The organism is Streptomyces sp. SID8352 (assembly GCF_009862265.1).
Lineage (GTDB): Bacteria > Actinomycetota > Actinomycetes > Streptomycetales > Streptomycetaceae > Streptomyces.
The window spans coordinates 285,903-311,718 of the sequence record NZ_WWGX01000035.1 but is presented as its reverse complement, the minus strand read 5'-3'; the positions used below and the strand labels follow the sequence as shown (position 1 = coordinate 311,718).

Here is a 25,816-nt window from a genome sequence, read left to right as displayed (position 1 = left end):
TCCTGCTCCCAGGGCGGGATCGTCCTCGGGCCCCACGACGGGGGCCTGAGCCCGGGAAGAATGTATGTCGAGGTGTCAAGAGAGGGCCGAGGAAGGAACACCATGCCCACATCCCCTGCCGCGCCCGCCGCGAGGCACAGCGGGCCGTTTTCCGGCGGGACCGTGTCCTGGACCCGTAACGACGTCCTCGTCGCCGTCGGTGCAGCGGCTCTCGATCTGATCGGCTTCGTTCTCACCAGCCAGGATGTGCAGGGGTTCGTTCCCGTGGCCGGCTGTCTGCCGATGGCGGTGTCCGTCCTGGTGCTCCTCCTTCGGCGGCGAGCCCCGGTGCTCGCCTTCGTCGCCGTCCTGGCCGTCGGGCTCGCCGTCCATCTGAGCTGGCCGGTGGGGCAGGGCTTCAACGCTGCCATGGTCGTCGCCCTCTATTCCCTCGTGCGCCTGCGGGGCCCCGCCGTGTACGTGCCGGCGTCCCTGGTGAGTGCGGTGCTGCCCCTGGTCGCGCAGGTGCCCTGGTCGCGGGTCTCGTTCCTGAATCTGGCGGGGAACTGCGCGGGCGTGCTGTTCGTGGTCGTGGCCGGGCTCGTGGTCGGTCGCTGGCAGCGGGAGGTGGAGGCGAACCGCGGGCTGCTCGCCGAGCGGGCCGTGGCCGACGAGCGGCGCCGTATCGCCCGCGAGATGCACGACATCGTCGCCCATCACGTCACGACGATGCGGCTGATGGCGGGCGGTGCCCGCGCCAACCTGGACCGGGACCCGGAGGTCGTGCGGGATGCCCTCGTCACCCTGGAGGGGCTGAGCTGCGCGGCGCTGCACGAGATGCGGCAGCTCCTCGACGTGCTGCGGGCCGACGGGGAAGCGCGGGGGACGACGGCCGTGCCCCATCCGGGCGTCGCGGACCTGGAGCGGATCGTCGCCGAGTCGTGTGCGGCGGGCCTGCCCACGGAGTTCGAAGTGCGGGGGCCCTTACGTCAGTTGCCGGCCGGTATGCAGCTGACGGTGTTCCGTGTCGTGCAGGAGGCGCTGACGAACACCCGCAAGCACGCGGGGAGCGGTGCCCGCGCACGCGTGTGCCTCACGTACGGGGAGCATGAGACGACGGTGGAAGTGCTGGACGGCGGGGACGGGGCGGCGGAGGGCTCCGTGTCCGCGCCCGGTTCCGGGTACGGCCTGATCGGTATGCGTGAACGCGTCGCGCTGCACGGCGGGTTGCTGGAGACGGGCCGGCGCGAGGGCCGGGGCTACCGGGTCGCGGCCCGGCTGCCGCTGCCGACGGACGAGGGAGCGCTGCGATGAGCGGGACGGCGGACGGTGGGAGCGGGGCGGGGGCGGCGGGTCCCTCGGTCGTCCGCGTGCTGATCGCCGATGACCAACTCCTCGTGCGCCACGGCCTGGTGCTCATGCTCGGGCCGGAACCCGGCGTCGAGGTCGTCGGCGAGGCCGCCGACGGGGCACAGGCCGTGGAACTCGCGCGGCGGCTGCGGCCCGATGTGGTGGTCATGGACATCCGGATGCCGGTCCTGGACGGCGTCGCCGCCACGGGACGGCTCACCCGGGAGGTGCCGGGCTGCCGGGTCCTCGCGCTGAGCACCTTCGACCTCGACGAGTGCGTGGTGGACGCGCTGCGCGCGGGCGCCTGCGGCTTCCTGCCCAAGGACGCCTCGCCCGAGGAGCTGGTCACAGCGCTGCGTGTGGTCCGCACCGGCGAGGCGGTGGTCGCCCCGCGCCTGCTGACCCGTCTGATCTCCTCGTACGTGACGGCCCCGCGGCGCCCGGCGGAGCCTGCCGGGGCCGTGCGCGCGGGTGTCCCGGACGGGCTGACGCCGCGCGAGCGCGAGGTGTGGCGGCTGATCGCCACCGGCCTGGGCAACACGGGGATCGCCGCGGAGATGTTCATCAGTCCGTCGACGGTGAAGAACCACATCACCGCGCTCTTCGCGAAGCTCCGGGTCCGTGACCGGGCGCAGGCGGTGATCGCCGCCTATGAGGCGGGTCTGGTGAGGGCGGGCGAGCGCGGGTGACGGGGCGGTTCGCGACGGGAGGCGGCGGGCTCAGCCGGTGGTGGGCAGGTGGCGCGGCGTCCTTCGGGCCTGCGTCGCCTGCTCGAAGGCGTACGCGTAGCCGAGGAGCCGGGCGTCGCTCGCCCCGGTGCCGAGGAAGGTCACGCCGAGCGGGAGTCCCTCGGGGGTGTATCCGGCGGGGACGCTGATCTGGGGGTAGCCCGCGGCGACGGAGCTGTTGGTCGTGCTGGCGAAGGGGTTCGTGTCCCCCTCCTTGAACTGGTGGTCGGCCGCCGGTGCGGGCAGGGCGGTGGGGGTGACGATCGCGTCCAGCCGCTTCGTCTCCAGCACGTCGTCGATCGAGCGGCGGGCGAGGCCGGTGGCGGCGGCACGGTGTGCCCGGTACGCCGGATCCTCCGGGTCGGCGCCGTTCTTCTGCGCCTGTGTGAAGTACATCTGCCCGAACCAGTCCATCCGCTCGGCGCCGGGGTGGTCCTCGTTGTACGCGATGAGGCCGGCCAGGTTCTCCGGGTGGGTGCCGGGTGTCGCGGCGAGGTAGGCGTTGATGTCGTGCTTGAACTCGGAGAGCAGCGCCGGCAGGAGGTGGCTGAGGAGTTCCTGCGGTTCGATCACATCGGCGCCCTCGACCACGGTCGCGCCCAGTGCCTCCAGCTCGCGCACGGTCGCCTCGAAGACCCGGTCGACATCGTGGTCCACGCCGGTGTGGCCCGCGCGCCACACGCCTATGCGCTTGCCGCGCAGCGCGCCCCGGTCCAGGAACCTGCCGATGTCGGGGGGCAGGGCCCCGGCGGTGGCGGTGTCCGGGTCGGCGGGGTCGGGGCCGCTGATCGCGGACAGGGTGAGGGCGGCGTCGGTGACGTTGCGGGCCAGGGGGCCCGGGGTGTCGTGACGGGAGGAGATCGGGACGATGCCGGTCCGGCTCGCCGTCCCCAGCGTGGGGCGCATGCCGACGGTGGACGTCAGGCCCGCCGGGTCGACGATGGAACCGCCGGTGTCGGTACCGAGCGTCACCGTGGCGAGGTTCGCGGCAGCGGCGGCGGCGGAACCGCTGGAGGACCCGCCGGCGCTGCGGTCCAGGACGTACGGGTTACGGGTCAGCCCGCCGACCGCGCTCCAGCCCGCCACGGCGTACGGGTCACGGAAGTTGGCCCACTCCGTCATGTTCGCCTTGCCGAGGATCACGGCTCCGGCCGCGCGCAGCCGCTTCACCACGTGCGCGTCCTGGTCCGGCCGCGCGCCGAGGAGCGCTGCCGATCCGGCCGTGGTCGGCTGGCGGTCGGCGGTGTTCATGTTCTCCTTCAGCAGTATCGGGATTCCCTCCAGCGGCCCCCGCGCGGCGTGCGTACGGCGTCTGCGGTCGCTGGCCCGTGCGATGTCCCTCGCGTCGGGGTTGACCGTGACCACGGCCCTGAGCCCGGGGTTCAGCTCGCGGATCCGCTTCAGGTACAGGTCGGTGAGCTGCTGCGACGTGAGTCGCCCGCGGTCCATCGCGCGCTGGATGTCGGGAATGGTCATGCGTTCCAGGTGCGCTGCCCGCACCGTGGCGGGCCGGGTTCCGGCGGGGGTGGTCTGCTTGGCCTGAGCCGCCGGGGAAGCGGTCAGTCCGGTTGCCGCAGCGGCTGCCAGGGCGCGGCGCAGCGTGGTCCGGGTCTTCGGTCGCACAGTGACTCCTTGTTCCCTGACGTGTCGCTGTCCTGCCGTTGCGGGCGGGCGGCGGCGCGTCGTACGGCTTCCTGGAGCAGGAACAGTAGGTTCGGCGGTGTGGTCCCCGGCAGTGAGCGGGCTCCTGGTTTCCGGGGTCGTTGCGGGGCTTGTGGGGGTGTGCTCCTGGGAGCGACGCCGTAGAACGAATCGACGGCTCCGGTGCGGGCCTTTCCAGGAACGCTCCGCTGCTGCTCCAGGCCTGGCGCAGCGGTTCGACGGACGGAGCCGCCTTGGCTCCGCTCTTTCCAGTGCTTGCATGATCCGTGGGCCTGTGCTGCGGCGGCGAACTCGACGGCCTCGCGAAGGGCTTCGCGCTGGCGGAGCGCGAAGTCAGCCGGAGGGCGGGGCCGGGGCCCGCAGGCCGAACCGCTGGCCGGTGTCCCGGGGCGGACGCCGCAGGGTCCCCGGCCTCGAGTTCGCGCCGCACGAGCGTTCCCGGTCTTGGTCGGTGCGGGCTGCCGGGCGGCGGATCCGGGACCGTTCGTGCCGGTCGGCCGATCAGTGGCCTCGGCGGCGATCGGGGCTCGCGGCATCGTCGCGGCGATCGCGCCCGCTCACGCGCGGTGTCGTCCGTTCTCCGGCCGGGGGCTCCACCCGGCCGGGTGGACGGTGTCCGATGCCGTGGCCGCTGCCAGGCTCTGTGGCGCATCCGGGACAGCAGCGGGCATGACGGCGTGCAGAGGTCGGTCCCCCGTCATCTGCCCGGCCCCGGGACGGGCCGGGCAGATGACGGGGGCGGGACGGGCCGGGCGAGGGTGACGAGGTCGCGGTGGCTCTCGTTCCACCGGAGGCGCGCCGAGTTGCCATACAGCAGCCCTGGCTGCACGGATACATGATCAGGACAATAGCGGCACCCGGTGTGAGGCTCGATCAGTCAGCTGAAGGACCGGCGTCAGCCCGCCTTCTGACCGATACCGACCGAAGGGTCACGCCTTCGTACAGGAAACACTCCATTTCCGAATCAGTCGGCGGTCGGGCTCCCACATTCCAGGAAGATCGCGACTGTCTGCATTCGATCTAGTGCGGAGAGCGTCGGGAGCATTGTCGTTGTCCTGCCGGGAGCGGACGCGACGGCCACACTGCCCCGGACCCGGCGTGCGATCCGTGGAAAAGGATCCCCGCCCTCAGGAAGGGACATTCCTTGAGCATCACCGAAGAGCAGGCCGCCGAAGCCTTCCAGGCCGGTCCCCCGGTCATCCTGGCGCCCGGGCCCCGCACGACCGACCGCATCCCGCCCCCGCCCAACGACGTCTGGGAGCTCCCCTACGGCACCGCCTGGGTCTACCACGGCGAGGGCAACGGCCGGCTCACCCGCCCGGTCCTGATCGCGGACGGCTTCAGCACCGGCCCCAGCGACCTCAGCCTCACCTGGGAGCTCCTGGAGTACGGCCCCTTCCCGCTCCTGAGCGAGATCCGCCGCCGGGGCCGCGACGTCGTCCTCATCGGCTACCACGAGCGCAGCGCGTCGATCCTGCAGAACGCCGAGGCGGTGATGGCGGCCGTCATCGAGGCGATCGGCCGCCGTGTCGGCGACCACCCGCTGACCGTCGGCGGCTTCAGCATGGGCGGCCTGGTCACCCGCTACGCCCTCGCCAAGCTGGAGGCGGACGGCATCGAGCACGAGGCGCAGCTCTACTACTCCTGGGACAGCCCGCACACCGGCGCCTGGATCCCCGTCGCCCTCCAGGCGTTCGCGCACTACACCAAGAAGCTCGACCCCCGCTTCTCCGCCCAGATCAACAGCCCGGCCGCCCAGGAATTGCTCTGGAAGCACATCGCGAGCTGGGAGGACAAGCCCGCCACCAGTGAACGGCGCCTCGCGTTCCTGCGCGCGCTGCGGGAAGTCGGCGACTGGCCCCGGGCGAGGGAAACCCGGCTGATCGCCCTCGCCAACGGACCCGACAACGGCGAGGGCAACGGCGTGGCTCCCGGTGCCGAAGCCGTTACCGGAAAGGGGCCGGCCGTCACCGGTACCGAGCTGCGGACCCAGTCCGAGGGCGACGACCAACTGGTCGCCAAGCTCCGAGTGGTCACCATCCCCACCCGTGAGATCCGCACCGGCCAACTGCCCGACATCGACGGCGCGCCCGGCGGCACCCTTCCCGGATTCGGCATCCTCGCCGACGCGTTGAACGAGACCCCTGGCTTCGGCGTCGACAACCCGATCCGCGAGCACTGCTTCGTCCCGGCCGTCAGCGCCGTCTCCGCACGCGAGCCGGCCACCCACGACGACCTCTACACCCCGATCGGCGATGAAGAGCTGGAGGAGTCGCCGTTCCACGCCGTCAAATTCGCCTCGCAGAGCGAGACGCACACCCTGGCCACCGAGGAACTCTCCACCTGGTTCCTGGACCAGCTGCCGTAACCAGCAGTGGCGTCGGACCCCGTTGCCTCGGCCTTGAACCGCTTGCCGGCGGTCACGGTTGTTCCCGGGCCGGGGCAGCGGCGGTCTCACGCCTGTCCGCATGACCGCCCCTGTGCCTGGACGACAAGCGCATCGTCGACCGTGCTGCCCGGAACGACGACGTGTCGACGCCCCAGAACTCGGCGGCGACCGCCGATGTCGTCGTCATCGGTGCCGGCATCCTCGGTGCCGCCGCCGCGCACACCCTCATGACCCCCGTCGCGATCCAGATGCACGTGAGCGTGCGGATCCCGGAGACCACCCGGCTGCTCGTGCAGCACGTGGGAGAGGGCTTGTCCGTCAGGCAGACGTCGTCGACGCCCGCTCCTCGCCCGGTCGCCCTCTGTGCTCCCGTCGATGGCGCCGACGACGGCGCCCCCGTTGGCAGGACTGCCGGGTCATCGCCGTACCGACGGCCCCCTCCCCCGCCCGGGCGTACGAGAGATCTGGTCGGGGGCCAGGTCCGCGGGGGCAAGGTCCTGCTCCTGACCGGCGTCGCCGACGTCGCCGACGGCTGTGGCGGGTGCGGCGACCGGGCACGGCGCGTCCGTGTGGCCCACGAGCGCTGTTTCCTGCTGCGGGCCTGCTGCCTGCGTCGAGAACTCCCACCGCGTGGGTGGCCTCCGCCCTGTCGGGCCCCTCCTGCGCGCAGTGGCTGGGCCCGGCCGGAGCCGTCCGCGCCCGTTCGCCGGTCCACCGGCCTGGGGCGGTGGTGGCGATGACTGCTCCGTCGGGGCGGTCCGGGGTCGGCAGTGTGCCCCGCCCCATGCGGACGGACGCGTGCGCCCGGCGCCGTGCCGGCCCCCGGCCCGACGGCCGGGGCTTCGCGCGCCCCGGGACGACTGCCCGGCGGGCGGCGGCCGTCCGGAAGCCGTGTCCACGGGGCCGTCCCCCACGGGCTGCGGCCCCGGTCCGCGAGGGCGCGGGCGGGGCCGGGGACCCGGTCAGGCGCCGGTGGCGATGTCCCGCGCGGCCGGCACGGGAGGCCCGGTGGCGGCGGTGGGCGGGGGCGTCCAGGGCCTGCGCGGCACCAGGGCCGTCAGGACGGCGGCCAGCACCGCCGGGACGGCGAAGGCGTAGAAGACCCAGTTGTCCCCGAGGGAGCCGGTCTCGACCTTGGTGAGGACGTAACCACCGTACGTGGGGCCGAGGATGCCGCCGATGCGGCCGATGCCGAGGGCCCAGCCGAGGGCGGTCGCGCGGGCCGTCGGCGGGTAGAGGCCGCCGATGAAGGCGTTGACCAGGGTCTGTGTGTTGGAGCCGAATCCGGCGAGGGCGCCCACCATGAGCAGCGGGACCGTCGACGGTTTGGTGATGAAGAGGCAGACGGCGACGGCCGCGAGGCAGAAGGAGCAGGCGATGACGAGCTTCTCCCCCAGTTTGTCGGCGAGCGCGCCCGCGATGATCACACCGGCCACGGCGCCCAGGTTGAAGACCAGCAGGAAGGTGAGCGCCGATCCCATCGAGTAGCCGGCGCCGCGCATGAACTGCGGGAGCCAGGTGTTGAGTCCGTAGACGAGCAGGAGGCCCATGATGGAGATCGCCCACACCAGCAGGGTCATCGCCAGGCGCCGGCCGCCGAAGAGGGTGCGCAGGATGTCGAGCACGCCGCCCGCCCTGCCGGAGGCGGCCGGCGCGGGTGCTGCTGTCTCACCCCCCGCGCCGGGCACTCCGGGGCCGGAGACGCCGAACCGGCGGGCGTACATGGCGGCTTCGTCGAGGCGGCCCTTGGCGGTCAGGTAGGCGATCGACTCGGGGAGCATGCGCAGCGCCAGCGGGAGCACGAGGAACAGCGGGACCACGCCGACCACGAACATGGCCCGGAAGCCGGCCACCGGCAGCAGCCACAGGGCGAGCAGCGCGGCGAGGACGCCGCCGACCGAGTAGCCGGAGAACATCAGGGAGTTGTTGAGCTGGCGGCGGCCCTCCGGGGAGTACTCCATGGTCAGGGCGATGGCGGTGGGGACGACACCGCCGAGACCGAGACCGGTGACGAAGCGCAGCAGCATGAAGACGGTCGGGTCGGGGGCCAGAGCGGTGACCGGCATGGCGACCGAGAACCAGACCAGGCAGCCGATCATGACCTTGCGGCGGCCGAGGACATCGGTGATGGTGCCGACGCCGAGCGCGCCGATCAGCATGCCGACAAGGGTGACACTGCCGATGTGGCCGACTTCGGCGGGGGTGAGGTCCCATTCCTTGTGGGCGAGCAGGTCGGGGACGATCGTCCCGTAGACGATCAGGTCGTAGCCGTCGAAGATGACGGTGAGGCAGCAGATGAGCAGGACCCAGTGGGGGCTGTGTTTCGCGGTGACGCGGGGTGCGGGCATCGAGGGGATTCCGTTCTTCTGGGGAAGGCTCCGCCCGCCGTGCCGGGGCGGGGCCGTGGGGCGGGCCGGGGCGGCGGGCGGGGTCGGCCGGGCCTGGGGCTGGTGGGCACATGCCGTAGGCCGGGGGGCGGGGCCGTGAGGGCGTGCGTGCCCTCGTCCTGGAGCGCGGCGGGGTACTGCGCCGTGGTGTCTCGTTCCTCTTCCTCGGGGCCCCCGGTTCCGTCGGACGGGCGGTGGGGGCGTCGTGGGCCGGGGAGAGGCGGGTGCGGGCCCGGCCGTGGTCGCCGCTCGGGCGGCCACGGGTCCGGTGGTGCCGGTGGCCCGGGTGCGGGCGGGCGGGGCCGTGGTCGGCGGGCCGTCGGTCAGGTCCCGGCCGGGGCCATGCCGATGTCGAAGCGCACCCGCGACCAGGGGCCGTCGACCATGCGCCCGTCGGGGCCCGCGGTGCCCGCCGGCTGCTGTACGAAGTCCTTGACCAGGGACTCCTTGACGCCGAAGACGCTGTCGCGGTCGAGGAGTCCGTCGCCGCGCATGAAGATGTGCGTCACCAGGCGGCGGCAGCCCTCGGCGGTCACCATGAAGTGCAGGTGCGAGGCGCGGTAGGGCGACCGTCCGACCGCCTCGAGCATCCGGCCGACCGGCCCGTCGTGCGGGATCGGGTACGGCGTGGGTGTGATGCCCCAGAAGCGGTAGCGGCCCTGTTCGTCGGTGAAGAGGTGGGCGCGGGCTGCGGTGCGGCCGTCGTCGTACTGGACGTCGTAGAGGCCGTCCCCGTCGGCCTCCCAGACCTCGATGCGGGCGCCGGGCACGGGGGCGCCGGCCGGGTCGGTGACGGTGCCCTCGACCCAGCAGGGTTCGCCCGCCGCGCCGAAGGACAGGTCACCGCCGAGCGGGATCTCGGGTGACCCCTCGACGAAGAAGGGGCCGAAGACGGTGGCCTCGGTGGCGTCGCCGTACGCCGCGTTGTTGATGGCGATGGTCTGCATGGAGGCGCCGAGGGTGTCGGAGAGCAGGATGAACTCCTGGCGCCGGTCGTCGGTGAGGCGGCCGGCCTCGGTGAGGAAGGCGATCGCCCGGCTCCACTCCTCCTCTGTCGGGCGCACGTCCCGCAGGAAGGCGTGCAGGTGGCTGACGAGGGAGCGCATGAGGAGCTTCAGGCGCGGGTCGGCGCAGGCGTCGAAGGAGCGCAGGACGCGCTGGAGGAGTTCCTCCTCGCGGGCGGCCTGTTCGGCGCCGACGGCGGGCGCGGCGGGTGCCGTCCCCGGGCCGGTGCCGGTTTCCTCGGTGCGGACGTCGGTCATGACGGTTCGCTCCCTTCCCAGGCCGCGCGCAGCAGGCCGGTGACGGTGTCCTCGGTGACGGGTGCGGGGTTGCCCGCGGGGGCCGCCGCGAGGATCGGGGCGACGGCCCTGGCGATGCCGTCCTCGGGCATGCCGTACTCCCTGAGCGCCGTGGGGGCGTTGAGCCGGGCGCGCAGCGCGGCCAGTCCCGTCGAGGCGGTGTCGCTGCCGAAGGCCTGCGCGATGCGCCGTTCGGTGTCGGGGGCGTGCGGCGCGTTGAGGGCGAGGACGTACGGCAGGACGACGGCGTGGGTCTGGGCGTGCGGGAGGTTGAACATGCCGCCCAGCACGTGGCAGATCTTGTGGTGCAGTCCCGAGCCGGCGCCGGCGAAGGAGACCGCGGCGAGGTAGGCGCCGTACAGGGTCTGTTCGATGCCCTCCCGGCCGGCCGGGTCGGCGGCGACCGCGGGCAGTGCGGCGGCGAGGGCGCGGACGCCCTCCTGGGCGAGGGCCCGGTCGATGGGGTCGGCGCGGGGTCCCCAGAAGGAGTCGACGCAGTGGGCCATCGCGTTGAGTCCGGAGGCCACGCTCAGTTCGCCCGGCAGGCTTTCCAGCAGGGTGGCGTCGTAGACGACGGAGCGGGGCAGTACGGCGTTGTCGGCGCCGGTGGTCTTGGTCGAGCCCTCGGTCAGGCCCCACACGTTGGTCGCCTCGGAGCCGGCGTAGGTCGTGGGGACGGCGATGACGGGCAGGCCGGTGGTGAGGGCGACGGCCTTGGCGAGGCCGGTGGTGGAGCCGCCGCCGACGCTGACCAGCACGTCGGCGTCAAAGGCGGCGGCTGCCTCGCGGGCCCGTGCGGCGACCTCGAGCGGTACGTGCATCACGACTTCCTCGTGGCGCACGGCGACCGGGATCTCCCGGGCGATGGGGTCGGCGAGGGCGGCTTCCCGGCCGGAGGCGATCAGCATGGCTCTGCGGGCGCCGAGCGCCGCGGCTTCGGCGCCCACCGCGGCGGCGGACTCGCCGGGGGCGAAGACCACGCGCTGGGGCATCGTCTCGTGTGCGAACTTCATCGCGTCTTCCCGTCTGTCAGGGTTTCCGGCCGCGCCGGAACACGGGGCCTCAGGGGATCCCGGCGTCCTTGCGGTCCATGGGTCCTGCCGCACGTTCACCGTGCGGCGGCCATCCGGTCCAGTTCCGTTTCCGGGTCGTACTCATAGATCCACCCGTTGGCCAGGAGCGGGTCCTGCTGGGCGTAGGCGGTGTCGCGGGCGCGCTGTTCGGCGCCGTCCGGGAGGTGGTTGACGTGGGCGCGGCCGTGGCTGACGGTCTGCAGGCGGGTGGTGCGCGGGACGCGCAGCCCTTCGTAGCGGCGCAGCGCGGCGGCCGGGTCGCCGAGGCCGCGGGCGAGGCAGCCGGCGAGGACGGCGGCGTCCTCGATGGCCTGGGCGGCGCCCTGGGCGAAGAACGGGAACATGGGGTGCGCGGCGTCGCCGAGGAGGGTCACGCCGCCGTCGGACCAGCAGCTCAGCGGTTCGCGGTCGAGCAGGGCCCAGCGGCCGGGGGTGCCGGCCGCGCGGATGAGTCCGGTCAGGCGGGGGTCCCAGCCGGTGAACTCGGCGAGGAAGTCCTCGACGGTGGTCGTGGCCGTCCAGGACTCGGTGGTGTACGCGCCGGCGGGGGCGAAGGCGACCAGGTTGACCAGGTCGCCGCCGGACACCGGGTAGTGCACGAGGTGGTGGTCGGGGCCGAGCCACAGAGTCTGGGCGGGGCGGCGGGCGAACCCGGGGGCGTCCTCGGCGGGGACGAGGGCGCGGAAGGCGCAGAGTCCGGAGTAGGTGGCGGGTGCGGCGCCGAAGAGGGTGTCGCGGACGACGGAGTGGACGCCGTCGGCGCCGATCACGATGTCGGCGGTGGCCGTGCTGCCGTCGGCGAAGCGCAGTGTGTACGCCGCTCCGGCGGTGTCCAGGCCGACGCACTCCCGGCCGAGCCGGACGTTCTCCCCGGGCACCCGGGAGTGGAGGGCGGCGAGCAGGTCGGCGCGGTGCGCGGTGTAGGTCTGTTCGCCGTAGAGGTGTTCGCAGGCGTCCGCCAGGTTCTCCGAGGAGAGGACCGTGCCGTCCTGCCAGCGGCGGAACTCCCAGCCGGTGTCGAGGCGTACGGCGCGGTCGCGGAAGGCGTCGAGGACGCCGAGCCGGCGCAGTTGGCGGGCGGCGTTGGGGGCGACGACCAGTCCGGCGCCGATCTCGGCGAGGCGGGGGGCCTGCTCGTACACCGTGCTGGTGAGCCCTTCGCGGCGCAGGAACGCCGCTGTGGCGAGTCCGCCGATGCCGCCGCCCAGGACGGCGATCCTGGGCGTGGCGGTCGTACGTGCTGTCATCCTCTGGCTCCTCGGTTCCGCGGGCTCCGACACGACGGCCCGGTGCGAAGGTTCGGGGCCGGGCCGTCCGGGCTCGGCGTCGTTCATGCTGCACGGCTCACATCGGCACGGGGCATGATGGTTCATTGAACGAACATCGGTCCCGCTTTTGGGGCGGACGGGCGAAGCATCGGCCCCGGTGTCCCCCAGCGCGTCACCGCGAAGCCGCCTGTCCGGCATCGGGGTGTCTCGTCGGCCGAGTGCGAGGAGGGCGCGTGCCCCGTACCAACGAGCCGGGCCGGAGTGTCAGCTCCCGTCTCCTCGGGCTGCTGTTCGCCTTCCAGCCCGGGGAGAGCGAGCTGAGCCTCGCGGAGCTGGCCCGCAAGACGGGGCTGCCGCACGCCACCGCGCGGCGGCTGGTGCTGGAGCTGACGGAGGCCGGCGCGCTGGAGCGGCGGCCCGACGGCCGGTTCGCGGTCGGGCTGCGGCTGTGGCGGCTCGGGACGCTGGCGCCGCTGACGGAGTCGCTGCGGACGATGGCCCAGCCCTTCATGGAGGACCTGTACACGGCTCTGCACCAGCACGTGCAGCTCGCGGTGCTGGAGGGCGAGGAGGCGGTGATCATCGAGCGGCTCTCGGGGCGCCGGGCGCTCGGGCTGGTCTCGCAGGTGGGCGGGCGGCTGCCGCTGCACTGTTCGGGCGTCGGCAAGGTGCTGCTCGGGCATGCCGGGCCGGAGTTGTCGGGCCGGGTCCTCGGCACCGAGCTGCGCCGCTACACCTCTCGGACGGTCGTCCACCCGGATGCGCTCCGCCGGGAGCTGGCCGACTGCCGGCGCACCGGCAGCGCCCTGGTGCGCGGGGAGCTGACCCCCGAGGCCGATTCCATCGCCACTCGGATCATGAACGGCGAGGGCCGCGTGGTGGCCTCGCTCTCGGTCGTGGTCCGGGCCGGTTCGGTGCAGCCGCAGTCCGTCCTGCCGTCGGTGATCACCAGTGGGCTCGGCATCTCCCGCATGCTCGGGTGGCGCCCCGGCATCCGCGTCCGCGAGGGCTGAGCGCGGCTGCCCTGCGGCTGCGCGAGGGCCGTCCGGCTCGTACGGACCCGGTCCGAGGGTGTGCTCCAGCACGCGGTGGCCCGGAAAGGAGCGGCCGGGACGCCCGTGGGGCCGCTCGGGCCGGGGCGGTGGGCCGCTGTGCGCCCGTCGGGCCACGGCCCGCCGCGAAGGCGCGGGGGATTCCCCGCTCGGGCCCGGACGGTGCTACCGCGGAGAGGGCCGGCGCGACGGCCGCGGGGGCCGGGCCGTGTGCGTCCTGGAGCCAGAAGGGGACGGCCGGGAGCGCGCCGGGGACGGCGAAGCGGTACGCGGCGGCGACCACGGCCGCGGCCGTCGTGCGGAAGGCGGGACTGCGGACCAGCGCCGGGCCAGTCGGTGCCCCTGAACGAGTCCAGCCGGTCCAGCGCCGGCGCGAACGCCCCGGTGCCGGCGCTCCCCGGAGAGCGCGTCACGCGTCCCGGGCGGGCCCGCGGGCGGCGGAGTCCGCTGCGGGTCCTCCTGCGGGCGGGAGCACCGCTTTCGCCCCGTACGGCCCGTCGGCGACGAGGCCGCCGGGGCGTCATGCCGGCGCGGTCGCCTCGTCCGGTCCGGTGGCGGAAGGTGTGAGGAGGTCCTGCACGGTGACGGGTTTGACCGGAGCGCGCGCGGTGAAGCCTCCCACGTCCTGGGGGGACTGGCCGGTCTCCGTCGCGATGAGCCGGCAGACGGCGAGTCCGCAGGACCTGCCCTGGCACAGGCCCATGCCGGTGCGGGTGAGGAGTTTGACCGCGTTGGCAGAACGCAGGTGGGGGTTCTCGCGCAGGGCCTCGCGCACCGTGCCGACGGTGACCTCCTCGCAGCGGCAGATGACGGTGGTGTCGTCGGCGAGGGCGGCGAGCGCCGTGTCGTCGGGGGCGAAGGCGGTGCTGATGAAGGAGGAGAACCTGCGCCGGCGGGCGAGGTCGCGGTGGAGCGGGCGGGCCAGCCGTCGCGCGTCCGCGTCGTTGACGATGCCGAGGTCCGCCAGGATGCCCACGGCGGCCAGCCGTCCCTCCGTCACGGCCTGTTCCGCCCCGGCGACGCCGGTGATCTCTCCCGCCGCGCTGATGTCGGGGACGGTGGTGCGCTGGTAGGGGCCGACGGCCGTGGTCCATCCTCCGGCCGGGCGGTCCCACCGGACCTCGCAGCCGGACTGGAGCGCCAGTTCGACGGAGGGGACGAAGCCGTATCCCAGGGCCAGGGTGTCGCAGGCGAGCACCCGGTCCGTGCCCTTCCGTACGGTCCAGTCCTCGTTCACGGAGGCCAGGGTGACGCTTTCCAGGTCTGTGTCGCCGTCGGCCCGGCGCACGACGGTGCCGCCGCGCACCGGTACGCGGGCCCGCCGCAGGACGGCGAGCGCGCGGGCTCCTTCCGCGGCCTTGCCCAGGTGTCCCGGCAGGGCGCGCAGTCCGCGCAGGGCCGTGGGCAGGGGCATCCGGGTCTGGGCCAGGGCGACTTCGGCAACGTCGGCTCCGGCCTCCACCAGTTGGGCCGCCACCACCAGCAGCAGCGGGTGGGCGCCGGCCAGGACGAAGCGGCGCCCGGGGAGGATCCGCTGGGATTTGAGGAGCACCTGTACTCCCCCGGCCGTCATGACCCCGGGCAGGGTCCAGCCGGGCAGCGGCACGGGCAGGTCGTAGGCCCCGGCGGTGAGGAGCAGTCTGCGCGGTCGCAGGAGCCGGGAGCCCTGCGGTCCGCTGGTGGCCAGTTCCAGCCGGGCGGCGCCCGCCGGTTCACCGGTGCGGAAGGTTCCCCAGGCCGTGGTCCGGTGCCACCACCGCACGGTCGGATGGCGGGTGGCCGCGCTGATGAGCCGTAGTCCGGCGGTGCTCGCGGTGGGCGAGCCCGGGCCCGGGGGCGGCTGTCGGTAGATCTGGCCGCCGGGGCGCTGCTGCTCGTCGACGACCAGGACGTCCACGTCGTGCCGGCCGAGCAGGTCCGCGGCGGCGAGCCCGGCCGGGCCCGCGCCCACCACGGCCACGTCCGCGTCCGCCGGTTCCGGGGTGTCCGCCGCGCTCACGACGTGTGCCCCGTGCGGACCTTCATGCCCGCGGTGACGGGGCGCAGGCAGGAGCGGACGGCGCTCTCCCCGTCGACGGTGACGACGCAGTCGAAGCAGACGCCCATCGCGCAGTAGGGCGCGCGGGGCGCGCCGCCGTGGGTGACCCGGGTGCTGCGGTAGCCGGCCGCCATCAGGGCGGCGGCGAGGGATTCCCCGGGCAGTGCCGCCAGGGGCCGTCCGTCCACCTCGATGGTGAGGGGGTCGGGCCGGTCGGCGCTGTCGCCGACGCGTCGTGCGAGGGGTGCGCGGTGGTCAGGCAGCATTGAGGAATCCAAATCGTGCGGGTGAGTAGGGGCCGAGGGGCAGGGAGGCCGTGCCGGTGAGGATGGTTTCCGAGAGGAGCCGGGCGTAGGTGGGGCCGAGGGTGAAGGCGGAGCCGCCGGTGGCCGCGTACAGTCCGGGGCGGCGCGGCACTTCGCCGATGAGCGGGAGCTGGTCGGGGGTGAGGGTGGTCATGCCGGACCAGGCGCGCAGCACGGGCAGCGGGCGGATGCCGGGAATCACGCTCGCCGCGTCGAGGTTGCCGGTGATCGAGGAGTGGCGGAGGCCGGGCGGGGAGTCGACGTCGGTGCGGCCCTCGCGGATGACGAACGCGGACGGCCAGCCGCCGCCGATGAGTACGTTGCCCTCGGCGGTCTGCTTCAGCGACAGCCGTCGGCCGACGTGCTGGACCAGGTGGGGCAGGAAGGGTGCGGTCCGGGCGGTCGCCAGCATCTGGAGGGCGACGGGGGTGACCGGGAGCCGCACATCGGCCATGCCGGCCACCTGGTCGGTCCATACTCCGGCGGCGATCACGACGGTCTGGGCGCGTGCGCGGAAGCCGTCGGCGCAGCCGAGTCTCCACCGGCCGGCGCCGCGGATCAGTTCCGTCAGCGGACTGCGTACCCGGATCTCGGCGCCGCGGGCGGCGGCCGCCCGGGCGAGGGCCGGGGTGACCAGCCTGGGGTTTGCCTTGCCTTCGTGGGGCATGTACGCGGCGGCGGTCACCTTGGTGGAGAGGTAGGGGGCGTGCTCGCGCAGGGCGGGGCCCTCCAGGAGGGTCACGTCGAGGCCGAGGCTTCTTTCCAGTTCGGCCTTCTCGGTCAGCAGGCCGATCTGGTGAGGTGTCTCGGCCAGCATGATGCCGCCGTTCTGGACGACGCCGCAGTCTTCGCCGATCTCCTGGGGCAGGTCCCGCCAGGCGGTGATCGCGTCCAGGTGCAGGGGCAGGGCGCGGGCGGCTTCCCGGGCCGCTTTCCGTCCCTGTTCGATCATGCGGTATTCGAGCTGGAAGTGGAGGCTTCCGGCGTTCTGGCCGGAGGCGTGGCGGCCGATCTGGTTCTTCTCCAGGAGCAGGACGCCGGCGCCTGCGCGGGCGAGGTAGTAGGCGGTGGCGCAGCCCAGCAGTCCGCCGCCGATGACGGCGACGTCGTAGGTGTCGTTCATGCCGGGATCAGGCCGAGTTCTTCGAGTGTGTGGTCGACGCGGCGTTCCTCGGCGGCGGTCAGGGGCAGCAGGGGGGCTCGTACGTGCCCGGCCGGTACTCCGCGGCGGCGCAGGGCGTGTTTGAGGATGGCCGGGGCGCTGGCGAAGCGGGCGCCGTAGTCGCGGGAGAACCAGCTCTCCATCAGGATTCTGTCGCGGGCGCCGAGTGTCCGGGCCCGGTCCAGGTCGCCGTTGTCCACGGCGCGGAAGAAGTCGGGGTGGTCGGAGCCGAGGACCGCGCCCGCTCCCATGAGGCCGTCCCCTCCCACGCCCCGGAGGAGTCTGATGCCGGTCTCGTTGGTGGGGATGCCGAAGTACCGGACGGTGCCGGACAGTTCGGTCAGGCCGGTGACGAAGGCGCCGAAGTCGGGGGTGGAGTTCTTGAGTGCGACGACGTGTTCCAGGGCGCAGATCTCGCGGAGGGTGTCCGGGCTCATGTCCACTCCGGTGCCGCGGGGCCAGTTGTAGACGCACAGCGGTATGGGGACCGCGTCCGAGACGGCCCGGTAGAAGGCGGCCTGTTCGGCGGGGGCGGGGACCACGTAGGGCGGGAGGCTCAGCAGGATGCCGTCCATGCCGGCGTCGGCCGCGGCGCGGGCGTGGGCGATGGCCCGGGCCGGGGTCAGGGCGTTGCAGCAGCCGATGACGGTCATGGCGTCGCCGGCTTCCTCGACGGCGGTGCGGAACAGGGTGGCGCGCTCGTCGTCCTCCAGGCTGAACCACTCTCCGGTGGTTCCCGCGACGATGACGCCGTGCATCCGCTGTGCGGTCATCCAGCGCAGTTGCTCTCGCCATGCGCCGGTGTCCACGGTGCCGTGGGTGTCGAAGGGGGTGGTGATGGCCGGTATGTAGCCGTGCCAGTCGATCGAGTGCCGGTCCATGGTCTCTCCTTGTCCGATCCTGCCGGGCGGCGTGGGGCGGGTGGCGGGCCGCGTCAGGGGGTGGGAGGGGTGACCGCGATGACGAGTGCGGCCGGTTCCCGTGAGGTGTTGAGGTAGCGGTGGGGCAGCCGTGAGTCGAAGGTCACCGAGTCGCCGGCGAGCAGTTCGTGGTTCTCCTCGTTGATCTCGACGACGATGGTGCCGCTCAGTACCAGGGCGCACTCGCTGGAGGGGTGTGCCCATGGCTCGGCCGAGCTGACGTCGCCGGGTGCCAGGTTTGCGCGCAGCACTTCCAGGTCGCCGCGGCCGGGCGTCAGCCGTTCGTAGGTGATGCGTCCCTGGGGCGCCGACAGCAGGCTTCTCGTGCCGGGCCTGCTGATGTGGACCATGGGGGCGTTGGGTTCGCTGAAGAGCGCGGCGATGTCCGAGTCGAACACCCCGGCCAGTTTGCGCAGGGTGGCCACGCTGGGATCGGCGTTGCCGTTCTCGATCTGGCTGAGCAGTGCCGCTGACACGCCTGCTTCGCCGGCGAGTTCACGCAAGGTCAGACCACGGGTGTGACGTAGTTCCCGGAGACGGTCACCGAGCATCGAGGCTCCCCATGTTTGATTCGAATGAATAACCTTGACTACGTTAAACGAGCCTGCTTAGTGTGGTCAAACATTGTTCACTCTCATTCCTGCCCGTCTCCCGTCGCCCCCGTCGCGGCCCTCCGGGAGACGGCAGATCCAGCCGTGACATCCCGGTTGATTCCGACATGGAGCCGCCTTGACCGACCGTCCTTCGCTTGACACCGGCCACTTCAAGCCGCCGTTCTCGGACGCCTTGAGGAACTACCTGGGGCAGGGCTGGGATGATCGCACTCCCGTCCCGGGCGCCCCGGGCGAGGCGGCCCCCCACGCCGCGCGGCGCCGGGCCCGGCTCTCCCGGTGCTTCCCCGGGGAACGCCTCGTCGTGCCCTCGGGACGGCTGAAGGTGAGGGTGAACGACTGCGACCACCCCTTCCGGCCGGGGAGCGACTACACCTGGTGCACGGGGGACCAGGAGCCCGAAGCGGTGCTGGTGCTCGAACCCGTCCCCGGGGGCCATGACGCGGTCCTGTACACCCGGCCCGGGTCGGACCGGTCGGACCCGGCCGACGTGTTCGACGGCAGGCACGGGGAGTTCTACGTCGGACCGCGCAGGTCGCTGCGCGAGACCGAGGCGTTCCTCGGGATCGAGGCCCGCCACGTGGACCGGTTCACCGCCGACTCCCGGGACCGCCCCTCAAGGGTGGTGCGCGGTCTGGACGGGACCGTCGACGCCGCGGTCCCCCGGCCCGACGCGTACCTCGACGACGAGCTGGCCGCGGTGCTGTCCGAACTGCGCGCGGTGAAGGACCCCTGGGAACTGGACCAGCTCCGCCGCGCCGTCGCCTCCACGGTCCGCGGCTTCGAGGACGTGGTGCGCGCCATGGACGACGCGGTCGCCACCAGTGAGCGATGGCTGGAGGCCACCTTCTTCCGGCGGGCCCGGGTCGAGGGCAACGATGTCGGCTACCAGAGCATCGTGGCCTCGGGCCCCCGGGCGACCGCCCTGCACTGGATCCGCAACGACGGTCCCGTCGTCCCCGGCTCGATGGTGCTCATGGACGCGGGAGTGGAGACCCGCTCCCTCTACACCGCCGACATCACCCGCACGCTTCCCGTCGGCGGCCGCTACAGCGACGCCCAGCGCCAGGTGTACGAGCTGGTCCTCAAGGCCCAGCGGGCCTCACTGGAAACGGTCCGGCCCGGCACCACCGTCCATGACTTCAACGAGGCGGCCGTCCGCACCCTCGCCGAGGGTCTCGCCGACTGGGGCATCCTCCCCGTCAGCGCCGAGGAGTCGCTGCGCGAGGACAGCGGACTGCACCGCCGCTACACCCGGCACGGCATCGGCCACATGCTCGGGCTCGACGTCCACGACTGCTCCCGGGCCCGGTCCGCGCACTACCTCGGCGGCCGGCTCACCGAGGGCCACGTCTTCACCTGTGAACCCGGCCTCTACTTCCAGCACGACGACCTGACCGTCCCCGGGGAGCTGCGGGGCATCGGTGTGCGGATCGAGGACGACCTGGTGGTCACCGCCGACGGTTACGAACTCCTCTCGCGGGACCTGCCCCGCGAACCGGACGAGGTGGAGGCGTGGATGGCCGCCCTGCTCCTCACGGACGGCGCCGCCCGGCCCTGATCCGGGCCCCACCGCGTGCCGGCGAAACAGCACGGCCCCGGACCCGCCCGTCCGGCGACGGCACAGCAGCACACGCAGCACACGCAGCACACGCAGCACACGCAGCAGGACAGCACACGCACAACCGGTGAGAGACCAGTGAGGACGGACACCCGATGAACAGAACGAGACTCACCGCCGCCGCGGCCGCCACGGCGGCGGCGGTACTGGCGGCCGGCTGCTCGGCCGACGGCGCGGGCGCGGGGGGCGCGGACGGCGAACCCCGCCGCGGGGGCACGCTGCGCCTGCTGGGCGCGGCCGACGTGGACCACCTGGACACCGCCAGCGTCTACTCGCCCAACGGCACCGCGCTCATGCGGGCGATAAGCCGCCAGCTCGTCACCTTCCCCACCACGGAGGACGAGAAGGACGCCATCGGCCTCGTCCCGGACCTGGCGACCGAGGTCCCCCGGCCCGCGGACTCCAGGACCTTCTCCTTCACCATCCGGGAGGGCGCCACCTGGGACGCCGGAGAGTCCGGGCGGCAGATCACCGGCGCCGACGTGGAGCGCGGCTTCAAGCGCCTGTGCAACCCGGTCGTCCCCAGCGCCGGGGCCTCCTACTACATCGACGCCATCGAGGGCATGCGCGCCTTCTGCGACGGCTTCGGCAAGGTCGCCAAGAACGTCACCGCCATCAGGGAGTACGTCGAGAAGAACGACATCACCGGGATCGTCACCAAGGGCGAGCGCGAGGTCACCTTCAGACTGACCGCCCCCATGGGCGACTTCACCAACCTCCTGGCCCTGGTGTCGGCCAGCCCCGCACCGGCCGAGAGCCTGGACCACCTGCCCGACTCGCCGGACTACCGGCGCACCGTGGTCTCCAGCGGCCCCTACCGGGTGAGCGACTACCGGGCCGACCAGAAGATCGTGCTGGACCGCAACCCGGCGTGGAAGGCCGCCTCCGACCCGCTGCGCAAGGCCTACGTCGACCGGATCGAGATCACGTTCGGCGCCACCCAGGACTCGGTGATGCAGCAGCTCCAGGCCGGGACGGTCGACCTGCCCTGGGACACCGTCGTACCGCCCGCGCTGCTGCCCGGCCTGGCCGCCGCGAAGGACGACAGGCTGCTGATCGTCAAGACCGGCGCGACCGAGCCGTACCTCGCCATCAACCTGCGCAGCCCCAACAACGGCAAGGCGCTGTCCAAGCTGAAGGTCCGCCAGGCCCTCGCCTACGCCGTCGACAAGAAGGCCGTCCTCCAGGTGCAGGGCGGCGCCACCGTCGGCCAGATCCAGAACCAGCTCTTCGTCTCCACCCTCATCGGCTCGGAACCCTTCGACCCCTACCCCACCCCCGGCCACCGCGGTGACCCGGACAAGGCCCGCGCGCTGCTGGCCGAGGCCGGGTATCCCGACGGGCTGACCCTCAAGCTGCCCTACCGCACCAAGGACCAGTACCCCCAGGTCGCCCAGGCCCTCCAGGCGGGGCTCGCCAAGGCCGGCATCACCCTGAAGCTGATCCCCGTGACCCCGAACGACTACTACGGCGAGTGGCTCACCAACGACGCGGCCCAGACCTCCGGCCGCTGGGACATCGCCCCGGCCGGCTGGGCCCCCGACGCACCCGGCACCTCCCACCGCACCGTCTACGACCCGCTGATCCGCAAGCCCTCGGTCACCGGCTCGTACAACTACGGCAGCTACAGCAACCCGAAGGCGGACGCCCTCGCCGACCGGGCCCTGGCCACCAGTGACGAGAGGACCGCCGCCGAACTGTGGAACCGGATCGACCGCATGGTCATGTCCGACGTCCCGCTGATCCCGATCGCCGTCCGCAACCAGGCCCTCTACCGGGGCGCCAACACCGCCGGCGTCGTCGCCAACTCCCTCAGCAAGTGGCCCGACTGGACCCAGCTCTGGCTGAAGAAGTGACCCACCAGCCCGCATCCCCGCCCCGCGCGGGCAGCGCCGGAACGGAACGAACGATCAGCGATGAACCTACTTGAAGTATCCGGCCTGTCGGTCGGACTCCCCACCGCGGACGGCCTCGTCCGGGCAGTGGACGGACTGTCCTTCTCGGTCGCGGCGGGAGAGCTGTTCGGCGTCGTCGGCGAGTCGGGTTCGGGCAAGAGCGTCACCATGAGCACCCTCGTCGGGCTGCTGCCGGGGGCCCAGGCCTCCGGCAGCGCCCTCTTCGAGGGCGAGGACCTGCTCACCCTGCCGCCCGCGCGGATGCGCGCACTGCGCGGGCGGCGGATCGGAATGATCTTCCAGGACCCGCTCTCCAGCCTCCATCCGCACTTCACCGTCGGCTGGCAGATCGCGGAGATGGTGCGCGCCCACGAGGACGTCACGCGCAAGCAGGCCATGGCGCGGGCGGTGGACATGCTCGGCCGGGTGGGCGTCCCCGACCCGGCCCGCCGGGCCGCGGAGCACCCCCACCAGTTCTCCGGCGGGATGCGCCAGCGCGCCATGATCGCCATGGCCCTGGCCCTGAACCCGGCACTGATCATCGCCGACGAACCCACCACCGCCCTGGACACCACCGTCCAGGCACAGATCCTGGAACTGTTCGGCTCGATCCAGCAGGAGTACGGCACCTCCATCATCATGATCACCCACGATCTGGAGGTCCTCGCCGACATCGCGGACCGGGTCATGGTGATGTACGCGGGCCGCCGCATGGAGGCCGGCACCCGCGAGGAGATCTTCACCCGGCCCCGCCACCCCTACACCCGGGGCCTGCTGGACTCCTCTCCGGCCCGGCACCCCGGTGCGGGACGTCTGCGCCCGATCGACGGACGCCCGCCCAGTCTCGTCAGCCCGCCCGCCGGATGCGTCTTCCACCCCCGCTGCCCGGTCTCCACCGACGCCTGCGCCACCGACCGGCCCCCCGTACGCACCGGCCCGGCCGGCTCCACCGCCTGGACCTGCTGGCTCGACGCGCTCCCCGCGCCGCCGGCCGCTCCCCCGGCAGCGGCCCGGACCGCGGCGGCGAAGGCCGGGGGCCGGACCCTGATCAGGGCGAAGGGCATCGTCAAGAACTTCGACGGTCCCCGCGGCCCGTTCCGCAGGGGAACAGCCCCCGTCAGGGCACTGGACGGCGTCGACCTCGAACTGCGCGAAGGAGAAACGTTTGGCCTGGTGGGCGAGTCCGGCTGCGGCAAGTCCACTCTCGCCCGGTGCCTGGCCGGGCTGCACCCCCTGACCGGCGGGCACCTGACCATCAACGGAACCGACGTCTCCTCCGGCGACCCCCGGGCGTGGAACACGGTCCGCCGGGACGTCCAGATGGTCTTCCAGGACCCCTACGGCTCGCTCAACCCCCGGCGCCGGATCGGCTCCGTCATCGCCGAGCCCTTCCGCATCCACCAGGCACTGGAGGGCTCCGAACTGCGCAGGCGCGTCCAGGAACTCATGGAGACCGTCGGCCTGGACCCCGAGCACTACAACCGCTTCCCGGCCGAGTTCTCCGGCGGCCAGCGCCAGCGCATCGGCATCGCCCGCGCCCTCGCCCTGCGGCCCCGGATCATCATCTGCGACGAACCCGTCTCCGCACTCGACGTCTCCGTCCAGGCGCAGATCCTCAACCTCCTCTCCGATCTCCAGGACGCCTTCGGCCTCACCTACGTCTTCATCGCCCACGACCTGTCCGTGGTCCGCCACATCAGCGACCGCGTCGGCGTCATGTACCTCGGCCGTCTCGTCGAGGTCGGCGACAGCGAACAGATCGCCACCCGGCCCGCCCACCCCTACACCCGGGCCCTGCTGTCCGCGATGCCCTCGGGCGGCGACCCCGCCCGGTCCGGACGGCGCATCGCGCTGCGCGGCGACCCCCCCTCCCCCAGCGCACCGCCCCCGGGCTGCGTGTTCCACCCCCGCTGCGCGCACGCCGACGCGGAATGCTCCGCGAGCCGGCCCGCGCTCCTGCCCGGCCCGGACACGTCCGGCCACCTCGCCGCATGCTTCCACCGGCTGCACCACGGCGACACACCGGCGACGGCCCGGTGACCGCCCCCGCACCCCCTCGCGGGGCACCGCGCACCGTGCCCCGCCCCCACGAGAGAAGACACCAGTGACCGAACTCGCCGCGCCGCGCACCGGCGCACCGGTCAAACCACAGGGCTCACTCGCACTCGCGTGGCGGCAACTGCGCCGGAGCAGGGCGTTCCTGGTCTCCGGCGGCTTCGTCGTCCTCATCGTCCTCCTCGCCGTCGCCGCCCCCCTGGTGGCATGGCTCACCGGACACGGCCCCAACGAGCAGTTCAACGAGACCGGGCTGTCGGAAGCCGGCATCCCCGTCGGGCCCGGAGCCGAGTTCTGGCTGGGCACCGACCAGCTCGGCCGCGACGTCCTCGTCCGCGCCGTCTACGGGAGCCGGGTCTCCCTGCTGGTCGGCGTGGCCGCCTCGGCCGTCGCCGTCACCATCGGCGTCCTGGTCGGAACGGTGGCGGGCTACTTCCGCGGCGCCGCCGACGCGGTCCTGTCCCGGGTCATCGACGTCGTGATGAGCCTGCCGTTCCTGCTGTTCGCCATCGCGCTGGTGTCCGTCGTCGGCCCCAGCGTCCAGATCAGCGTCGCCGTCATCGCCTTCTTCTCCTGGGGCGCGATAGCCCGCGTCGTCCGCGGCCAGGTCCTGTCCATCCGCGAACGCGAGTACATCGAGGCCGCCCGCTCCCTGGGCCAGAGCCGCATGCGGATCGTCCTCCGCGACGTCCTGCCCAACCTCACCGCACCCATCGTCATCTACTCCACGCTGATGATCCCCCAGGCGATCGTCTTCGAGTCGACCCTGTCCTTCCTGGGCGTCGGCGTCGTACCCCCCACCCCGACGTGGGGCGGCATGCTCGCCGAAGCCTCCGGCAACTCCATGTACCTGGTCGCCTGGTGGCTCGTCCTGGTGCCCGGACTCTCCCTGCTCGCCACCACCGTCGCCTTCAACGTGCTGGGCGACTGCCTCCGCGACGTACTCGACCCGCGCTCGCGCCGCACGACCAAAGGCAACTGAACCATGGCCAGACACCTCCTGACCCGAGTACTCCACGGCCTCGGCGTGCTCTGGGTGATCAGCCTCGCCGTCTTCTTCCTCTTCTACCTCGCCCCCGGCGACCCCGCCCGGTCCATCGCCGGCGACCAGGCCTCCCCCGAAGTCCTCGCCCAGGTCACCCGCAGCCTCGGGCTCGACCGCCCCCTGTACGAGCAGTACGTCCGCTTCCTCGGCAACCTGGTGACGGGCGACCTCGGCTACTCCTACCGCAACCAGCAGCCCGTCCTGAACGTCATCCTGGCCCATCTTCCGGTGACGCTCTCCCTGATGGGCGGGGCCGTCGTCCTGTGGCTGCTGATCGGCATCCCCGTCGGCATCATGTCGGCCCGCCGCCCCGGATCACTGCGGGACCGCGCCGGTTCCGTCATCACCATGGTCGGACTGTCGTTCCCGACCTTCGTCCTGGGCATGCTCGCGCTGTACCTGCTGTTCTTCCTGCCCAGCAAGGCGGGCCTGTCCCTGGTACCGGCCGGCGGCTACGTGCCCTTCGCCGAGGACCCGCCCGGCTGGGCCTGGCACCTGCTGCTGCCGTGGCTGACACTGGCGTTCATCACCGCCGCGGTCTACGCGCGCCTGACCCGCGGCCAGATGCTCGACGTGCTCGGCGAGGACTACATCCGCACCGCCCGGGCCAAGGGCCTGCGCGAGTCCCGCATCACCTACGTGCACGGGCTGCGCAGTTCGCTCACCCCGCTGGTCTCCCAGCTCGGCGTGGACCTCGGCACCATGTTCGGCGGCGCCGTCGTCACCGAGCAGGTCTTCGGCCTGATGGGCATCGGCCGCCTCGTGGTGACCAGCGTGACCACACAGGACCGGCCCGTCATCATCGGGGTGGTCGTCTTCGTCGCAGCGGCCGTCGTCGTGGTCAACATCGTCGTGGACTTCCTCTACGCCCTCCTGGACGCGCGGGTCCGCGTCTCCTGAAACCACGGTCCGCACGCGGGCGTCCGCCCCGTCCGACCGCCGTCCCATCCGCCCGAACCCCAAGGAGGCCCCGCG

At 72.9% G+C, this 25,816-nt stretch carries 20 protein-coding genes; 9 read left to right on the top strand and 11 right to left on the bottom strand.

The features are described from left to right. Positions 1-162 precede the first annotated feature (162 nt). Together GTY84_RS12780 and GTY84_RS12775 are read left to right on the top strand one after the other, a co-directional pair. Positions 163-1,293, top strand: coding sequence for a histidine kinase (locus GTY84_RS12780; protein ID WP_345943421.1), 1,131 nt, complete (start codon positions 163-165; stop codon positions 1,291-1,293). Continuing rightward, on the top strand, positions 1,290-2,018 hold the full coding sequence (locus GTY84_RS12775) for a response regulator transcription factor (protein WP_161226310.1): 729 nt from the start codon (positions 1,290-1,292) through the stop codon (positions 2,016-2,018). Before GTY84_RS12780 ends, GTY84_RS12775 begins: the two co-directional genes overlap by 4 nt. Positions 2,019-2,048: 30 nt before the next feature. Here GTY84_RS12775 and GTY84_RS12770 read toward each other — a convergent pair whose 3' ends face one another. Beyond that, entirely contained in the window at positions 2,049-3,680 is a 1,632-nt protein-coding gene (locus GTY84_RS12770) for an amidase (RefSeq protein ID WP_161226309.1), read from the bottom strand. Between the two features lie 1,183 nt (positions 3,681-4,863). On the opposite strand from GTY84_RS12770, the gene GTY84_RS12765 reads away from it, so the two are divergent. Continuing rightward, complete coding sequence (locus GTY84_RS12765) at positions 4,864-6,087, top strand: alpha/beta hydrolase (protein ID WP_161226308.1); 1,224 nt, start codon at positions 4,864-4,866, stop codon at positions 6,085-6,087. 86 nt (positions 6,088-6,173) lie between these two features. On the opposite strand, the gene GTY84_RS12760 is transcribed toward GTY84_RS12765, so the two are convergent. The 5 genes from GTY84_RS12760 to GTY84_RS12740 form a co-directional block, all read right to left on the bottom strand. Beyond that, complete coding sequence (locus GTY84_RS12760) at positions 6,174-6,407, bottom strand: hypothetical protein (protein WP_161226307.1); 234 nt, start codon at positions 6,405-6,407, stop codon at positions 6,174-6,176. A 663-nt stretch (positions 6,408-7,070) separates the two neighbouring features. Further along, on the bottom strand, positions 7,071-8,456 hold the full coding sequence (locus GTY84_RS12755; protein WP_161226306.1) for an aromatic acid/H+ symport family MFS transporter: 1,386 nt from the start codon (positions 8,454-8,456) through the stop codon (positions 7,071-7,073). 362 nt (positions 8,457-8,818) lie between these two features. Beyond that, on the bottom strand, positions 8,819-9,757 hold the full coding sequence (locus GTY84_RS12750; protein ID WP_161226305.1) for a dioxygenase: 939 nt from the start codon (positions 9,755-9,757) through the stop codon (positions 8,819-8,821). After that, entirely contained in the window at positions 9,754-10,809 is a 1,056-nt protein-coding gene (locus GTY84_RS12745; RefSeq protein WP_161226304.1) for a maleylacetate reductase, read from the bottom strand. The genes GTY84_RS12750 and GTY84_RS12745 overlap by 4 nt, the downstream gene beginning before the upstream one ends. A gap of 95 nt (positions 10,810-10,904) precedes the next feature. Continuing rightward, positions 10,905-12,116, bottom strand: coding sequence for an FAD-dependent monooxygenase (locus GTY84_RS12740; RefSeq protein ID WP_161226303.1), 1,212 nt, complete (start codon positions 12,114-12,116; stop codon positions 10,905-10,907). Positions 12,117-12,370: 254 nt separating this feature from the next. On the opposite strand from GTY84_RS12740, the gene GTY84_RS12735 reads away from it, so the two are divergent. Next, a complete protein-coding gene (locus tag GTY84_RS12735) occupies positions 12,371-13,150 on the top strand; it encodes an IclR family transcriptional regulator (RefSeq protein WP_161226302.1) in 780 nt (259 codons plus the stop codon). A gap of 559 nt (positions 13,151-13,709) precedes the next feature. Here GTY84_RS12735 and GTY84_RS12730 read toward each other — a convergent pair. The 5 genes from GTY84_RS12730 to GTY84_RS12710 are packed head-to-tail and all read right to left on the bottom strand — an operon-like array spanning position 13,710 to position 18,165. Then, positions 13,710-15,188 carry an NAD(P)/FAD-dependent oxidoreductase gene (locus tag GTY84_RS12730; protein WP_161226301.1) on the bottom strand — a complete coding sequence of 493 codons (1,479 nt, stop codon included), beginning with the start codon at positions 15,186-15,188 and terminating at the stop codon, positions 13,710-13,712. Beyond that, a complete protein-coding gene (locus tag GTY84_RS12725; RefSeq protein ID WP_161226300.1) occupies positions 15,185-15,493 on the bottom strand; it encodes a (2Fe-2S)-binding protein in 309 nt (102 codons plus the stop codon). Before GTY84_RS12725 ends, GTY84_RS12730 begins: the two co-directional genes overlap by 4 nt. Continuing rightward, complete coding sequence (locus GTY84_RS12720) at positions 15,483-16,655, bottom strand: FAD-binding oxidoreductase (RefSeq protein ID WP_161226299.1); 1,173 nt, start codon at positions 16,653-16,655, stop codon at positions 15,483-15,485. The genes GTY84_RS12725 and GTY84_RS12720 overlap by 11 nt, the downstream gene beginning before the upstream one ends. Continuing rightward, the gene (locus GTY84_RS12715) at positions 16,652-17,575 is read right to left on the bottom strand and encodes a dihydrodipicolinate synthase family protein (protein ID WP_161226298.1); all 924 of its coding nucleotides are present in this window, start codon (positions 17,573-17,575) and stop codon (positions 16,652-16,654) included. The genes GTY84_RS12720 and GTY84_RS12715 overlap by 4 nt, the downstream gene beginning before the upstream one ends. Positions 17,576-17,628: 53 nt before the next feature. Then, complete coding sequence (locus GTY84_RS12710) at positions 17,629-18,165, bottom strand: cupin domain-containing protein (protein WP_161226297.1); 537 nt, start codon at positions 18,163-18,165, stop codon at positions 17,629-17,631. Positions 18,166-18,343: 178 nt separating this feature from the next. On the opposite strand from GTY84_RS12710, the gene GTY84_RS12705 reads away from it, so the two are divergent. The 5 genes from GTY84_RS12705 (at position 18,344) to GTY84_RS12685 (ending at position 25,741) form a co-directional block, all read left to right on the top strand. Beyond that, positions 18,344-19,786 carry an aminopeptidase P family protein gene (locus GTY84_RS12705; protein ID WP_161226296.1) on the top strand — a complete coding sequence of 481 codons (1,443 nt, stop codon included), beginning with the start codon at positions 18,344-18,346 and terminating at the stop codon, positions 19,784-19,786. Positions 19,787-19,941: 155 nt separating this feature from the next. Further along, complete coding sequence (locus tag GTY84_RS12700; RefSeq protein WP_161226295.1) at positions 19,942-21,702, top strand: ABC transporter substrate-binding protein; 1,761 nt, start codon at positions 19,942-19,944, stop codon at positions 21,700-21,702. Between the two features lie 60 nt (positions 21,703-21,762). Continuing rightward, positions 21,763-23,781 carry an ABC transporter ATP-binding protein gene (locus GTY84_RS34945; protein WP_161226294.1) on the top strand — a complete coding sequence of 673 codons (2,019 nt, stop codon included), beginning with the start codon at positions 21,763-21,765 and terminating at the stop codon, positions 23,779-23,781. A gap of 64 nt (positions 23,782-23,845) precedes the next feature. Further along, the gene (locus GTY84_RS34940; RefSeq protein WP_161226293.1) at positions 23,846-24,778 is read left to right on the top strand and encodes an ABC transporter permease; all 933 of its coding nucleotides are present in this window, start codon (positions 23,846-23,848) and stop codon (positions 24,776-24,778) included. A 3-nt stretch (positions 24,779-24,781) separates the two neighbouring features. Beyond that, positions 24,782-25,741, top strand: a complete 960-nt coding sequence (locus tag GTY84_RS12685; protein WP_161226292.1) for an ABC transporter permease — start codon at positions 24,782-24,784, stop codon at positions 25,739-25,741. The last annotated feature ends 75 nt before the right edge of the window (positions 25,742-25,816 follow it).